The sequence below is a fragment of the Mycobacterium sp. KBS0706 genome, assembly GCF_005938675.2.
Classification (GTDB): Bacteria; Pseudomonadota; Alphaproteobacteria; order DSM-16000; family Inquilinaceae; genus Inquilinus.
In genome coordinates, this window is sequence record NZ_VCCH02000001.1 from 38,787 (window position 1) to 53,800 (window position 15,014).

The 15,014-nt window shown below is 69.2% G+C and carries 12 protein-coding genes; 5 read left to right on the forward strand and 7 right to left on the reverse strand.

From position 1 onward, the window contains the following. Nucleotides 1–12: 12 nt before the first annotated feature. Nucleotides 13–822, reverse strand: a complete 810-nt coding sequence (locus FFK22_RS00195) for a transporter substrate-binding domain-containing protein (RefSeq protein ID WP_221938277.1) — start codon at nt 820–822, stop codon at nt 13–15. Between the two features lie 13 nt (nt 823–835). Next, nucleotides 836–2,164: an MmgE/PrpD family protein gene (locus tag FFK22_RS00200; RefSeq protein WP_138889987.1), complete on the reverse strand. Its 1,329-nt coding sequence runs from the start codon at nt 2,162–2,164 to the stop codon at nt 836–838. Nucleotides 2,165–2,627: 463 nt separating this feature from the next. Here FFK22_RS00200 and FFK22_RS44275 point away from each other — a divergent pair, with 463 nt between their 5' ends. From FFK22_RS44275 to FFK22_RS00210, 3 genes are all read left to right on the forward strand, one after another. Then, nucleotides 2,628–2,756 carry a hypothetical protein gene (locus tag FFK22_RS44275; protein WP_306770053.1) on the forward strand — a complete coding sequence of 43 codons (129 nt, stop codon included), beginning with the start codon at nt 2,628–2,630 and terminating at the stop codon, nt 2,754–2,756. A 133-nt stretch (nt 2,757–2,889) separates the two neighbouring features. Beyond that, nucleotides 2,890–3,753: a calcium-binding protein gene (locus tag FFK22_RS00205; RefSeq protein WP_138889988.1), complete on the forward strand. Its 864-nt coding sequence runs from the start codon at nt 2,890–2,892 to the stop codon at nt 3,751–3,753. A gap of 265 nt (nt 3,754–4,018) precedes the next feature. After that, nucleotides 4,019–5,761, forward strand: coding sequence for an autotransporter domain-containing protein (locus tag FFK22_RS00210; RefSeq protein ID WP_186002227.1), 1,743 nt, complete (start codon nt 4,019–4,021; stop codon nt 5,759–5,761). Between the two features lie 27 nt (nt 5,762–5,788). On the opposite strand, the gene FFK22_RS00215 is transcribed toward FFK22_RS00210, so the two are convergent. Genes FFK22_RS00215 through FFK22_RS00230 form a run of 4 tightly spaced genes read right to left on the reverse strand, consistent with a single transcriptional unit; the run spans nt 5,789 to nt 10,977 of the window. Next, nucleotides 5,789–6,946, reverse strand: a complete 1,158-nt coding sequence (locus FFK22_RS00215; protein ID WP_138889990.1) for an enolase C-terminal domain-like protein — start codon at nt 6,944–6,946, stop codon at nt 5,789–5,791. Between the two features lie 11 nt (nt 6,947–6,957). Continuing rightward, a complete protein-coding gene (locus FFK22_RS00220) occupies nt 6,958–8,073 on the reverse strand; it encodes an ABC transporter ATP-binding protein (protein ID WP_138889991.1) in 1,116 nt (371 codons plus the stop codon). A gap of 13 nt (nt 8,074–8,086) precedes the next feature. Beyond that, nucleotides 8,087–9,832: an iron ABC transporter permease gene (locus FFK22_RS00225; protein ID WP_138889992.1), complete on the reverse strand. Its 1,746-nt coding sequence runs from the start codon at nt 9,830–9,832 to the stop codon at nt 8,087–8,089. Nucleotides 9,833–9,840: 8 nt separating this feature from the next. Further along, nucleotides 9,841–10,977, reverse strand: a complete 1,137-nt coding sequence (locus tag FFK22_RS00230; protein ID WP_186002228.1) for an ABC transporter substrate-binding protein — start codon at nt 10,975–10,977, stop codon at nt 9,841–9,843. A 109-nt stretch (nt 10,978–11,086) separates the two neighbouring features. Here FFK22_RS00230 and FFK22_RS00235 point away from each other — a divergent pair, with 109 nt between their 5' ends. Continuing rightward, nucleotides 11,087–11,839 carry a GntR family transcriptional regulator gene (locus tag FFK22_RS00235; protein WP_186002229.1) on the forward strand — a complete coding sequence of 251 codons (753 nt, stop codon included), beginning with the start codon at nt 11,087–11,089 and terminating at the stop codon, nt 11,837–11,839. A gap of 25 nt (nt 11,840–11,864) precedes the next feature. On the opposite strand, the gene FFK22_RS00240 is transcribed toward FFK22_RS00235, so the two are convergent. Next, nucleotides 11,865–12,947 (reverse strand): transporter substrate-binding domain-containing protein, encoded by a 1,083-nt coding sequence (locus tag FFK22_RS00240; protein WP_138889995.1) that lies wholly within the window; start codon nt 12,945–12,947, stop codon nt 11,865–11,867. A 242-nt stretch (nt 12,948–13,189) separates the two neighbouring features. Here FFK22_RS00240 and FFK22_RS00245 point away from each other — a divergent pair, with 242 nt between their 5' ends. Next, nucleotides 13,190–14,977: an adenylate/guanylate cyclase domain-containing protein gene (locus tag FFK22_RS00245; protein WP_138889996.1), complete on the forward strand. Its 1,788-nt coding sequence runs from the start codon at nt 13,190–13,192 to the stop codon at nt 14,975–14,977. Nucleotides 14,978–15,014 lie beyond the last annotated feature (37 nt).

A 15,014-nucleotide genomic window follows, 5' to 3' on the forward strand; every position in this document is an offset into this window, starting at 1 on the left:
TCCGAATGCGGATCACGGCTGGGCCTGGGCGAGCTGGTCGTGCAGAGTCTTGAGGGCGGGCGACGGTGTGATGTCCCAGGCCTTCTCGATCTCGATCAGCCGGCCACTCTTGTGCAGGTCGCGGATGATGGCATCGAGCGCCGCGACGGTGTCGTCCTGGCCCTTGCGCGCCGCGATCTTCCAGTCGCTGACCTCGACCGCCGGCGTGATCAGCCGGTAGCCCTGCCAGGCCGGGTCCTTGATCAGGGCGTAGAGCAGCACGTCGTCATGCGCCGAGGCGACGCAGCCACCGGCCTTGAACGTCTCCAGCGCCTCGGACGAGGTCTTGAACGCCTTGATCTCGGCGCCGTAATGCTCGGCCAGGTAGCGGGCATAGATGCTGCCCTGCGAGGCGCAGACCGGCTTGCCGCGGACGTCGTCCCAGGCTGTGACGCCGCTGTCCTGCCTGGTCAGGGCGATGCCGCCGCTGGCGTAGTAGCTGGTCGGCACCATCGCCACCTGCTCGCGCCGTTCCGGCGTGTCGTTCAGCGACGCCACCAGCAGGTCGACCTTGCCCTGCTGCAGGAACTGGATGCGGTTGGCCGGCTCGACGCTGACCAGCTCGACCTTGGCGCCGAGGCGGCGGCCGATCTCCTCTGCCAGGTCGATGTTGAAGCCCTGGTAGCTGTTGGTCTTGGGGTCGAGCGAGCCGAAGGCGGTGCTGTTGATGCGGATGCCGATCGCGACGGTGCCGCGGTCCTTGATCCGGTCGAGGGTGGAATCGGCCTGCGCCAGAGCGGGGATCAGGCCGAGCAGCGCGGCGAGAGCGAGGGTGCGGATCATCGGAATCTCTGGGTCAGGCGGCGCGGAAGGCGGCGAACAGGGCGGCGAGGTCGTCGCGGCTGCGCATGGTGCGGACGATCTCCGGCACCGCGGAGACCGCCGGGGCCGGACCGGCCGCGTCGCGGAACTTGGCGGCGAGGTCGTCCACCGGCAGGGGCCGGTCGACCCGGCGCGACAGGGTCCGGCCGTCGGCCAGGCGGATCTCGACGGTCGAGAAGCGGGTGGCAGGGTCGTTCGAGACCGGCGGGGCGGCCGGATCGATCCGGCGCTCGACCTTGGCGGACAGGGCCGCGAGCTCCGGCCGCACCGGCCCGTCGGCGAACAGGTCCAGGCCGAGCCGGCCGTCGGTCAGCGCCGCCGCGACGACATATTCGACGCTGAACCGCCCTTCGAGGCCGGTGCGCGGCTGGCGCACCCTCAGCGCCGCGTCGCCGCCGCGGGCGAAGGTCACGGTCGCCTCGACCACCGCGGCCGGGTCGATCGCGTGCTCAGTCTTCAACGCAAGAGCGGCGTCGGCGGCGAAATGCGAGGCCGAGCAGCAGGCGTAGCGCTTGAAGATCAGGCCGGGGGAGACGATCTGCCACGGCTCACCCCAGCCCTCGACAGCGCGCTTCGGCTCCTCGCCGCCATAGACGGCGATGAAGCCGTTCGGCCCGTCGAAGGCGTCCTCCGCCGCGCCGAAGCCCGCCAGCGCCAGCTTGGTGGCGAACAGCCCGGCCCGCGCCGCGAGCCCGGCATGCAGCGGCTTGGCGTCGCTGCCGAATTGCAGCCGCAGCCCGGCCGACTGGGTGGCGGCGAGGCCGAGCGCCCGGGCGGTGCCGGCCTCGTCCAGCCCGGCGAGGAAGGCGGTGGCCGCCGCGGCGCCGATGGTGCCGAGCGTCGCGGTCGGGTGGAACCCGGCCTCGTAATGCTGCCGGCCGAGGGCCAGGCCGATCCGGGCCATCGCCTCGATCCCGACGACATAGGCGTCGAGCAGCGCCTCGGCGGTGTGGCCCTGCTCCTCCGCCAGGGCAAACAGCGCCGGCAGGATCACCGTGCTGGGATGGCCGCCGATGCTGCGCTGGACGTCGTCATAGTCGAGGGCGTGGCCGATGGTGCCGTTGAGCAGGGCGACGGTCAGCGGCGCCGCGCGGTGACGCCGGCCGATAACGGAGGCCGTCGCCGCCCCGCCCTCTCCGCCCAAAGCGGCTTCGAGCGGCGCGACGGCGCGGTCCCCGACGCCGCCGAAAGCCGAGGCCAGGAAGTCGAGCACGCCGTCCCGTGCGGCAGCGATCGCCTCCGGGCCCGGGGCCGAGGTGCGGATGAGCCTGACGAGGTCGGCGGTGATCGAAGGGTCGCCCATGGCACTTTCGGCAGAACGGGAATGCGCGAGGGCACCCCGGCCGATTTGCCGGACAAGGCCCCTGGCCGGCGTCATACAGATCACAACAGCGTATCACAACCCAATTCACATCCACTCAGCCATACCAATTAAAAATATCAAACAAATAATGTACTTATGATGCCATTCCTGCCCCGGCTTCAGCCACGCCCAGGGCCACAGGATCGTCGACGATCGACGCCAACAAACCAGTCCATCGCCGCGACCGGAGCATTGGCCGCGGCGCTTCCGTCTGCGAGGGCCGCCGGCCGGGCCGCGGCGGAACGAGGCGGAGGTCGCGGGCCGCGATACAGACGATACACATCTCCCGGTGCCGCGACATCCTGCCGATACAGCCGGCGACTATGCTCTCCGCAGGCGGCCGGGTTGGGCGTCCGGCGGCCGAAGCCGTTCTGCAATTCCGGCGAGGAAGGGAGAGCTGGGTATGATCTTGGTTCTCATCCTGACGGCGCTTCTGATCGCCGGGCTGCTGTGGCACGGCGGCCTGTCGTTCTCGGCCGTCGTCGCCGGGACCACCCTTTCGGGCTCGATCCTGCTCCAGCTCCTGGGGTGATCGCGCGCCCGCACCAGCCACGGCGATACAGGCGATACACATCTCCCGCCGCCGCGACATCCGCCGGATACAAGCCGGACCTAGCTTCTCCCCAGGCCACCGCACGGGTCGGCCGTTCAATCAGGAGGCGGTCATGGCAGTCTACAATGGCGGCGAAGACAACAATGCGTTCTTCGGGACATCGGACGACGACCAAGCATATGGCAATGGCGGCAACGATACTCTCCGTGGCGCCGGCGGCAACGACCTCCTCGATGGCGGCAATGACGACGACGCTCTCGATGGCCAGGCCGGCAACGATCTCGTCAGCGGTGGCGCCGGCGACGATTTTCTCAGCGGCGGGGACGGCAATGATACGCTAGACGGCGGCGACGGTGCGGACCATCTGCATGGGGACGCCGGCACGGACAATCTCCAGGGCGGCGCCGGCCGGGACCTGCTCGACTATGCCGCCAGCCTGAACGGCGTGACCGTGACGATCGGCGGAACGGGCTCGGGCGGCGACGCCCAGGGCGACAGTATCGGCGCCGATATCGAGGATATCCGCGGCAGCGGACGGAATGACTTCCTGACCGGGTCGAGCGGGGATAACACCCTGAATGGCGACGAGGGTGACGACTTCCTCTTCGGCTTCGGCAGCAATGACACCCTCGGCGGTGGCGCGGGCAATGATGTTCTCGACGGCGGCGACGGCAGTGATTCTCTGTACGGTGCCGACGGCGACGACATCATCCTCGGCGGCGCGGGCGGCGACCTCATGGTCGGAGGGAACGGCATCGACACGCTCACCTATACCGCCAGCGCCATCGGCGTTTCCGCCAGCCTCGTGACCGGGGTCGGCCATGGCGGAGACGCGGAGGGCGACCTGATCCAAGACGGGCGCGGGCGGCTTGGTCGGCCGCCCGCGCTCCATTGGCCGGCGCCCCGCAGGTTCGACCTCCAGCAACCGGCGGAATCGACATTTTCAGACAAATTAGAAACAACTGCTTTATTGTAATTCCCTCAATAGAACTTCGACACCTGACAATTCCTCCGATATATCTCTGAGACGAATCGACTATCAGAGTATTTCTCATCAGATGTTTGGCTCGACATCCCATAGCAACCCCACGCTTTTCGGCGAGGCGGCGGTTCGCGCCCGGCCTGAGCATCCGGGCAGGGATTGGGGCAACGGACTCGGAGAGCTGCGGGAGGCCAGGACAATGCAGGACGGTGCGGGGAAACGGCGTACCGGATGGCGCGCGCTCGCGGTTCTTTCCGGCATGCTGGCGGTCGGATGCGCCGCCCCGGCGCTGGCCCAGATGCTGCCCCTGCCCCCAGGCGATGTGGTGTCCGGCCTCGTCTACCGCCGGGACGGGACCTCGGTGCCCTTCGTCAGGACCGGCGCCGACGCCAACGCCTATATCTTCAGCACCGCGCCGACCGAATCCTTCGTCAACTCGGCCGCGGCGGCGGTGGTGCGGACCACGGCCGACACCCAGTATGTCCGCGTCTACACCGAAGGCACAACCCGGCCGGTCGGCGGCTTCATCGCCGGCTCCGACACCGTGCGCGGGATGACGGCCGCGGAGATCAAGGACCGGCTCGCCCTGCCCTATCTGCCGGATTCGCTGACCATCGTCCGCGTGCCGGCGGGGACCTGCATCCTGACCGGGAGCGGCGCGCCGATCCTGGGCAACTTTCCCGCCAATCCCCCATCGATCCCGGTCGGCGGCCCCTGGGGCAGCGGTGGCACGGCGCAATCCCTGCTGATCGGGCGCACCGACGATCCGAACTGCGCCAACCCGCAATTCCTGCCGTCCGACGCCTACACCAACCGGCAGCTGATCGGCGACAAGGCCCTGGCCTATGCGCCGCGGGCCGGCGGCGGCAATGCCGGCGCGATCGGCGAGGCGCTCGACCGCGCCACGCCGCCGCAGCTGTTCAGCGACATGGACCATGTCTACAACAGCCTGGACCTGCTGAACTTTGGCGACGACGACCCGTTGCGGTCGGCGCTGCAGCAGCTGAGCGGCGAGGTCTATGCGGATCTGCCCTCGGTCGAGATCGCCGGCGCGCAGACCTTCCTGAACGCTCTGCAACAGCAGATGCGCCAGTCCCGGACCGGCGGGTCCCGGACCGGCGGCGGCACGACGGCCGGCGGGTTCGCCGCCGCAGGGCTCGGCGAGCCCGGCACGACGAGCGCCTGGGTCACCGGCCTGGGCAGCTTCGGCCGCTTGTCGGGCGACGACGACACGCATGATGTCGATTTCGACATCCTCGGCGTCGCCATCGGCTTCGACCATCGCCTGGACAACGACCTCGCCATCGGCGGCGCTCTGGCCCTGTCGAGCAGCAGCCTCGACACCCGGAAGCTGTCGGGCGACGGCGACCTGACCACCGTCTCCCTCGGCCTCTATGCCAGCTATTCGCCCGCCGCCTGGTATGTCGACGGCGCGCTGGGCTACGCCCATGGCTGGGGCACGGTGAGCCGGACGATCTCCTTCCCCGGCATCGACCGCTTCGCCGCCGCCGACACGGATTCGAACCTGTTCCTGTCCGGCATCGAGACCGGCTATCGCCTGGCGCTGGGCGACAGCACCGACCTGACGCCCTTCGCGGCGTTCCAGACCATCGTCGTCGGCCAGGACGAGATCAAGGAGAGCGGGGCCAGCGCGATCAATCTCGAGATCGGCGGCCAGACCGTCACCTCGGCCCAGGGCATGCTGGGCGCGGAGCTGGCCCATCGCTTCGACATCGGCCTGGGCGCGCCGCTCGGCCTGTCGCTGCGCGCGGCGTGGAGCCACGACGTCGGCGATACGGACCGGTCCTTCGACGGGCGGTTCGAGGGCTCGGACGCGGAGTTCACCGTGGACGGCGCCCATGCGCCGCGCGACCTGGCCAGGATCGGCGTCGGCATCACCCTCGCGGCGCAGGCGGTGAACCTGTTCCTGCGCTATGATGGCAGCTTCGCCGACAGCTATCGCAGCCAGGCCGCCACCGGCGGGTTGCGCGTCAGCTTCTGAACAGTCGCGGCCCGGGCAGGTCCAGGCCTACTGGTCAACGACCGAGCCGTCCTTGTGCAGGCGGGTGTGCATCTTGCGGGGCCGGTACGGGAACCTCTCGGCCGCATCGGGGCGCAGCGAGATGCCGATCCCCGGCTCGTCGCTGATCGTCAGGAAGCCCTCGCCGTCATGCCGTGCAGCGCCGACCAGGAAGCTGTCGGACTCCGGCCGCTTGTCGGTGACGTCCCAGGTGTCGTTCGGGAATTCCTGCAGCACGAAGGTCGGCGCCGTCGCCGCGATCTGCAGGCACGCCGCCGTCGACACGGCGCTGAGCGGGTTGTGCGGCACGACCCCGGCATGCGACGCCTCGGCCAGCGCCGCGATCTTGCGGGCGCCCGAGATGCCGCCGACGATACAGACATCCGGCCGCACCATCTGCACCGCGTTGCGGGCCAGCAGCATCTGGAACTCCCACAGCGAGGTCATGCGCTCGCCCGTGGCGATCGGGATCGAGATCTTGTCGGCGACATAGGCCATCTCGTCGAGGTTGTCCGGCGTGATCGGATCCTCGATGAACAGCGGGTGGAAGGGCTCGATCGCCCGCCCGAGCTGGACCGCCTCATAGGGGGTCATCCGCCGGTGGATCTCGATGCAGAGATCCATCCCCCGCCCCGCGATCCGCCGATACTCCTGCACGGTGTCGACCGCGTCGGCGATCTTCTCGGCATGGGTCTGGAAATACGGCACCTCCCGCCGGCTGTCGAGGAACGGCGTCAGATGGCCGACGGCGGTGAAGCCCATGGTCTTGGCGGCTTCGATGCCGGAGAACAGCTCCTCCTTGGTCTCGCCGAACACATGGTAGTAGGCGCGCGCCTTGTCCCGCACCTTGCCGCCGAGCAGGGCGTGCACCGGCGCCTCGAAATGCTTGCCGGTAATGTCCCACAGCGCGATGTCGATGGCGCTGATCGCGGCCATCACCGCCGAGCCGCGGAAATGGGCCCAGCGGTACATGTACTGCCAGTGATGCTCGATCCGCAGCGGGTCCTGCCCGAGCAGGTAGTCCTTGAAGCGGAGGACGGCCCCGGCCGTCGCCTCGTGGAAGCCCCAGGCCCCGCCTTCGCCGAGCCCCACCAGGCCGTTATCCGTCCGGATCTCGACGAACAGGTAGCGGTCCACCAGGATGGTCTCGACGCTGTCGATGCGCATGTCTCTGTCCTTCAGGAAGAGGTTGGGCAGGAAAGGTTGATCGGCGCCTGGCCGTTCGGGATCAGGATGGCGGCGTCCGGCTCGACCCGGACGCGGATGGTCTCGCCGGCGGACGGCGCCGCCCGGGCAGGCAGCTCGGCACGGACGGTGAGGCTGCCGATGCGCAGCAGGCAGGTGACGACCGGCCCGAGGAAGCCGACCGACGCGACCTCGGCGTCGAAGCCGCCGTCCTCACCGTCGCGCAGCCGCTGGATGCTCTCGGCCCGGATGCAGGCCAGGACCGGCCCGGACGGCCTGGCAGCGTCGGGCCGCGGGAACTGGCCCTCGATCACCGGCCCGCCATCCAGGGCGACGAGTGCCCGCCCATCCCCGGCGGACCGGACGATGCTGGCGTCCAGGATGTTGGCGTTGCCGATGAACTCGGCGGCGAAGCGGCTGGCCGGGCGGTCGTAGAGATCCCGCGGGCTGCCGGACTGGACCATCTCGCCATCCTTCATCAGGATGATCCGGTCGCTCATCAGCATCGCTTCCGACTGGTCGTGCGTGACGTAGAGCGAGGTCTGGCCGAGCCGCCGCTGCAGCTCGACCAGCTCGAAGCGCATGCGGTCGCGCAGCCCGGCGTCGAGATTGCTGAGCGGCTCGTCGAACAGCAGCAGCCGCGGCGAGGTGACGACGGCGCGCGCCAGGGCGACCCGCTGCTGCTGCCCGCCGCTGAGCTCGGTGCCGTAGCGCGCGGCGAAGCCGTCGAGGCCGACGGTCTTCAGCGCTTCGCCAACCTTCGCGTCGACCGTCGCGGCGGGCTCGCGGCGCGTGCGCAGGCCGTAGGCGACATTCTCGAACACGGTCATGTGCGGCCAGACCGCGTAGGACTGGAACACCATGTTGATGCCGCGCTTCTCCGGCGGCACGTCGCGGCCGTCCGCCGCCACGATCTCGCCGCCGATCCGGATCGTTCCGGCCGAGGAGCCTTCGAGGCCGGCGATGCAGCGCAGCGTCGTGGTCTTGCCGCAGCCGCTGGGGCCGAGCAGCGAGACGAACTCGCCATCCTCCACGGTGAAGGACAGGTCGCGCACCGCCGTGACGCTGCCATAGGCGACGACGAGGTCTTCCACGCTGAGCTTGGCCATGAGGCTCCCTCGTTCAGACCGCCTGGGACAACCTGACCTTGAGGACGTATCGGCCGACGGCGATCCCGGCGATCAGCAGGACCGTCTGCAGCAGGCCGATGATGGCGGCGTTCTGCACATTGCCGAATTCGAGATAGTCCCAGGACATCACCGACAGGACCTTGTTGCTGGGCGACGCCAGCAGGATCGCCGCGCTGATCTCGCGGACCGAGAAGATGAAGACCAGGATCCAGGCGGCCAGGACGCCGGGCCGGATCAGCTTCAGCGTCACCTGTCGGGCCGTCCGCCAATGCGATGCGCCGCAGACCGACGACGCCTCCTCCAGCGCCTTGTCGATCTGCAGGATCGAGGTGTCGATCATGCGGTAGGCGAAGGGGATGTAGGAAGCGACGAAGGCGATCACCAGGATCCAGATCGTCCCGTAGGCCGGTGTCATCAGATAGGTCCAGAAGATGCCGGTGCCGAAGACGATGCCGGGGACGGCGATCGGGAACATGGCGATGGCGTCGAGGATGCCGCCGCCGCGGACATGCAGGCGCCGCACCGCATAGGCGATGACGGTGCCGAGCAGCACGCACAGCGTTGGCGACAGGATCCCGACCAGCAAGGTGTTGCCGATCGACTGCTGCACCGCCACGGAGCCAAGCACCGACCGGAAATTATCCAGGGTGAAGGTGGCGTCGAGGATCGAGGACGAGGTGAAGCTGGTGAAGGCGACATAGAGCAGCGCCAGATAGGGCAGCACGATCGCGAGCATCACATAGGCCAGGATCGCGAGCATCGCCGGCAGGCGCCAGCCGCGCAGCTTGACCAGGCGGGTGCGGTAGCCGCGGGCGGTCACGGTGACGAAGCGCGTCGCGGCCTTCGACGCGAAGCGGTAGAAGAAGACGCCGATCAGCGAGATCCAGAACAAGAGCGTGCCGATCGCCGCCGCCCGGGCGTAGTCCAGCGGGAAGGTCGCGACCGCCCGGTAGATATCGACCGCCAGGAACGGCAGCGCCTGCGTGCCGCCGAGGGCGGCCGGGATCGAGAAGGTGCCGCAGGTCAGGACGAAGACGAAGAAGAAGGCCGAGACGATCGACGGGCGCACCACCGGGAAGGTCACCTTCAGCGCGGTCGCCAGCGTGCCCGCCCCGTTGAGGCGGGACGCCTCCTCCATCGACGGGTCCATGCCCTTCAGAGCGGCGGAGACGGTCATGTAGGCGTAGGGCACGTTGTACAGGGCCATGACCAGGATCACCCCGCCCGCCGTCATCACGTTGATCACCGGACCGGTGGTGCCCAGCAGGTCGTGGGCCAGCACGTTCAGCAGGCCGGCATTCGGCGACGCCAGGACCAGCCAGGCCAGCGCCCCGACGAAGGGCGACAGGTACAGCGGCGCGATCACCGCGTTCTCCATGAGCCCCCTGGCCGGCAGGTCGGTCCGGGCCAGCAGCCAGGCCAGGGCGATGCCGATGACGCAGGCGACCAGGGACACCAGAAGCGATGCCCCGACGGTGACCGCCAGGGTCTTGAGGTAGGGCAGCGTCGTGTAGACCGCGGCGAGGCTGCGCAGCGAGAACTGGGCCCGCGGGTCGACGAAGGTGCCGGTCCGCACCGCGCCGACGAACATCAGCACGATCGGCACCAGGACCAGCACGCCGAGCAGGAGGCCGAGGACCAGCGGCAGCGCCAGGCCGCGCCGACGCCGGCGCATCGCGGCATAGCCGGCCGGGCGATCCTCCGCCCTCGACGCGGACACGGTCGTGGAGACGGTCATCGCGCGCCTCAGCGGCCGAAGATCCCGTTCCACTCGGCGATGATCGGCTTCGCCGGGTCGACATAGCCGGCATCGTGCAGGTAGTCGATGTAGAGATCCTTGGGATCGGCGTACCAGTCTTCCTTGTACCAGTCGGCCTTGGCCGCCTTGCGGGGATCGACCGTGTCGTCCCGGGCCGAGGCGACGCCGGCGACCTTGAACCAGGCCGCCTGCCCTTCGGCGCTCGCCGCCCAGTGCTGGAACAGCCGCGCCGCGTTCGGGTGCGGCGCCTGGGCGGAGATCGCCTGAACCGTCAGGTTGGCCGGGGTCGGATCGGGGAACACCCAGCGGATCGGCGCGCCCTTGAGGTAGAGGCCGCCCATGTCGCTCTGCGACGCCTGGTCGACGATCGCATGCTCGCCCGCCGCCAGACGGTCGTACATCGGCGACTTGCTCTCATAGACCTGCGGCTTCAGCGCCGCCATCTTCGCCAGGAAGTCCGGTCCGAACTGGTCGCGCTTGCCGCCGAGGAACATGTAGACATAGGAATAGCTGCTGCCGCCGGAGGCCGGGGTGCCGGTGGCGAAGCGGCCCGCCCAGCGCGGATCGGTCAGGACGTTCCAGCCGCCCTCGCGGATCAGCTTGTCCTCCTCCGGCGTGACCTTGCTGGAGTTCCAGGCAATCCCCATGGCGTTCACGAAGATCGTGTACCAGACGCCGTCCTTCTTCATCTCCGGCCGGATGCCGGCCGCCGAGGCCGGGACGTAGTCCGCGATCAGCCCCTCGTCATGGGCGGATTCGATCAGCACCGTGTCGGTGATCTGGACGAGGTCGGCGATGTGCTGTCCGACGCGCTCCTCCGTCAGCCAGCGCTCGAACAGCGGGTAGCTGGGGCCGCGGACGTTCTGCGTCGTAATCCCGAACTTGTCGGTGAAGGCCTTGGTCCAGACCGCGGTCGGGTCGATCGCGGTGGTGTGATAGTAGGTCAGCGTGCCCTCGCCCTTGGCCGCGGCGACCAGCCCGGCATCCGGCTCGGTCGCGCCCTGTGCGAACCCCGTCCGGCTCAGAAGGGCTCCCAGCCCGGCCAGCGCGCCGCCCTGCAGGACCCGGCGGCGCGACCAGGCGCCATGCGAACCGAAGCGCGAACGATCGTCGAAACCGGCCATGACGCTCCTCCCTGGATTCTTGGGTGCCTCTGCGGCACGTGCTCTCATTGAGCGGCCATACATTTGCGCAAATATATTTGCGCGTCAACGCCGCAGCCGCGATACTCTCGTGAGGCAAGGCATCAGGACGCGTGACGAGACGATGGCGCAGGAGAAGGCAGTCGACCCGTGGGTGAGCCCGGCTCCCGAAGCGCCGCTCAACGAGCCGACCTATCTCAGGGTCAAGCGCGCCATCATCGGCGACCTGGTGTCTGGGCAGTTCGTCCCTGGGACTCATCTGACGATCGAGGCGCTGACGTCGCGCTACGCCGTCAGCCACATGCCGATCCGCGAGGCGCTGCGCCAGCTCGAGGGCGAAGGGATCCTGATCTCGCTGGCCCATCGCGGCTTCCGGATCGAGGCCATCACCGAAGGATATATCCGCAACATCTACGACATCCGGGTCGGGATCGAATCGATGCTCGCCCACCGGGCCGTCGAGTTCGCGACCGATGCCGACATCGCCACGCTGCGGCGGCTGCATGAGGATCTGAGCGTCCGGATCCGGTCGGGAAAGCCGATGGTGGCGTCGCGGGAGAACATCATCTTCCACAAGCGCATCTACGGCATCGCGCGGAACCCGGAGGCCGAGTTGATCCTCGAAGGGCGCACCCGGGTCGTGCGGACGGTCGCGGACAGCCTCGGCGGCTACACCCCAGACGTCTATGACGCGGTCGTCGCCGAGCACGAGAAGATGATCCAGGCCTTCGAGGCCCGCGACCCGACGGCGGCGGGACAGGCCGTCTTCGACCATGTCAGCGCGGCGCGGGACCGGCTGCTCGTCCGCATGGCAAAGACCGGCGCATTCCCACAGGAGCCATGAGGCTTCGACTGCGCCGGCCCTGCCGCTACGACTTGCCGAACCAGCGCTCGCGCAGCTCTTCGTAGCTGCCGTCCTGGCGCATCGACAGCAGGGCGGCGTCGACGTCGCGGCGCAGGTCGCTGTCGTTGCGGAAGACGAAGCCGTAATCCTCGGGCTGGAAGACCTGGCCGACGAGGCCGGCATGCCCGAGCCCCTCATGCGCGGCAATGTATTGCAGCACCGGCGCGTCGTAGACCACGGCGTCGACCTGGTCGTCCATCAGGGCGGCATAGGCGTCCGCCGCATTGGCGAAGGCCACGGACTGGATGTTGGCGGCGCCGAGATAGCGGGCCGATGTGGTGCCGCCCACGGTGCCGACCGCCTTGCCCGGCAGGTCGCCGGGGCCGTTGATCTCCTGCCGGATCTGCTGGACCGTCAGGCTCGCCGTCAGCGTCGCAGTGTAGAAGGCGACGAAGACCACTCCGGTGAACATCCACAGCACCGCCACCCCGCGCGAGATCCAGTGGCGCGGCATCGCATCCGCCTGGGTGGCCAGGGTGCCGAGGCCCCAGAAGAAGGCCTGCAGGATCCCGGGGAAGTACCGCCTGGTGCCGATCAGGCCGTCGGGCTGGCCGCGCTCGACGAACCAGACGATATGCGCCGGGATGACCGTCAGCAGCCCGGCGATGCCGAGCCAGACCAGCACCGCGGGCGACAGCAGCAGATGCAGCAGGCTGCTGAAGGCGGTGGCCTCGCGCCCCGGCCGCTCGCTGCGCGTCAGGATGCCGAGGCCGGCATTCAGGATCGGCTGCGAGAAGTCATAGTCGGTGATGCGCTCGGCGGTGATCGAGATCGCGCCGACGCCGACATCGGCCGCCCTGCCGGACACGGCGGCGAGCTGTGCCTGGACGCTGGGCACCACGGTGAACTCGGTGGTCCAGTGACGGCGGCTGGCGATCGCGTTCCAGAGATCGATGCTGAAGCCGCTCAGCTCCCCGTTGGTCTGCTCGACCAGCGGCGGGATCACGCGGACAGCCACGGGCACCACCCGCTGCGGCCCCTGGGCCGCGGCCGGAAGGGCCAGAGCCATCGCCGCCATGATCGCCAACACCCACACCCTTGCCGACACCGCGCTCGCTCCCACCGGACACCGAGGCTGCATCCTGGGCACGGCGCCGGCCCGGGGCCCAATGCCTTCGCGTCATGGTGCCAGATCGCGGGCACATGAAGGGCCGGCGGCCGCCCTCTGCGCGGGGCCCTGGACGACACAATATTCGAGGATCGAGCGGATTTGAGGCGTATACTGCATACAGACATATGCTGGCGGCGCCCGTCCGCCGGCTGCCCCTCAGGGAGAGAGACTCTGGGACCATGAGCGACCATCGCAAGCTGGTGGCGATCCTGGCGGCCGATGTGGTCGGTTTCAGCCGGCTCGCCGGCGCGGATGAGGACCGCACCTTGGCGCGGTTGCGTGCCTTGCGCAGCGACCTGATCGACCCGACGATCGCCGTGCACCAGGGGCGCGTGGTGAAGCGGACGGGCGACGGGTCGCTGGTCGAGTTCCGCAGCGTCGTCGACGCCGTGCGCTGCGCCATCGAGGTGCAGCGCGCCATGGTCGAGCGCAATGCCGGGGTGCCGGAGGACCGGCGGATCGTGTTCCGGATCGGCATCCATCTCGGCGACGTCGTCGAGGAGAGCGACGGCGACTTGATGGGCGACGGGGTGAACATCGCCGCGCGTCTCCAGACCGTCGCGGCACCCGGCGCCATCTGCCTGTCCGAGGACGCCTATCGCCAGGTCAAGGCCAGGCTGGACCTTTCGGTCAGCGATCTCGGCAGCACCCAGCTCAAGAACATCGCCGATCCGATGCGGATCTATTCGCTGCAGGTCGGCGCCGCCCCGGGCAGCGATCCCGGGCCGCAGCCCAAGCCGGCCGCGCCCGCTGCGGCGGCGGTGACGCCATCGGGGAAGCCGTCGATCGCGGTGCTGCCCTTCACCAACATGTCGGGCGATCCGGAGCAGGAATATTTCGTCGACGGCATGGTCGAGGACATCATCACCGCCCTGTCGCGCTTCAACCAGCTGGCGGTGATCGCGCGCAATTCGACCTTCACCTACAAGGGCCGGGCGGTCGATGTGCGCCAGGTGGCGGCGGAGCTGGGCGTCCGCTACGTGCTCGAAGGCGGGGTCCGTAAGGCCGGCAACCGGCTGCGCATCACCGGCCAGCTGATCGACGCGGCGACCGGCGCCCATCTGTGGGCGGAGCGGTTCGACGGCGACCTGCAGGATGTGTTCGACCTGCAGGACAAGATCACCGCCAGCGTCGTCGGGGCGATCGAGCCGACAGTGCTGAAGGCGGAGATTGAACGCGCACGCCGCAAGCCGGCCGAGAATCTCGACGCCTACGATCTCTATCTCCGGGCGCTGCCACATGTATACGCCATGCGTCCGGACGGGAATCTGCTGGGCTACGGACTGCTCACCAAGGCGATCGAGCTCGAGCCGACCTACGCCCCGGCGCTGGCCTTTGCCGCGTGGTGCCTGGAGCAGCGGCTCTCGCGGGCGTGGCCGGCCGTCGGCACCGACGATCTGGGAACCGCCGTCGCGCTGGCCCGCCGTGCCGCCGCCGCCGGCAGCGACGATCCGCTAGCGCTGGTCACCGCCAGTTTCGTCCTGGTGATGGCAGGGCGGGAGTATGGCCCGGGTCTCGACGGCGTGCGTCGCGCGGTCGAGCGGAACCCGGGTTCTGGGCACGTCAACTTCCTGGCCGGCACTGCGCTGGTCTGCGGCGGCGACCCCGAGGCCGGCCTGACGCTGGTGGAGCGGGCCATGGCGCTCGGCCCGCTGGATCCCGGCTACTACATGATTCTGACGGTGGCCGGGCTGGCCCACCTGTTCGGCGGCCGCCCCGCCAGGGCCCTGGAGCTGGCCGAGCGGTCGGCAGCGCTCAATCCCGACTGGGATACGGCTTACTGGGCCCTGGTGCCCGCCTATGTCCAGCTCGACCGCGTGCCGGAGGCGCAGGCGGCGCTTCGCAAGTTCGTCGCCCTGGCGCCCGGGAGCACCGCCTCGGCCATCCGGAACTACCTGCCGGTCAGGGATCCGCGGTCCCGGGACATGATCGTCGACGGCTTCCGGACAGCCGGCCTGCCGGAGTGAGCAAGCCTGCCGCCGCGACGGGCTGCCGGCGGGCTCG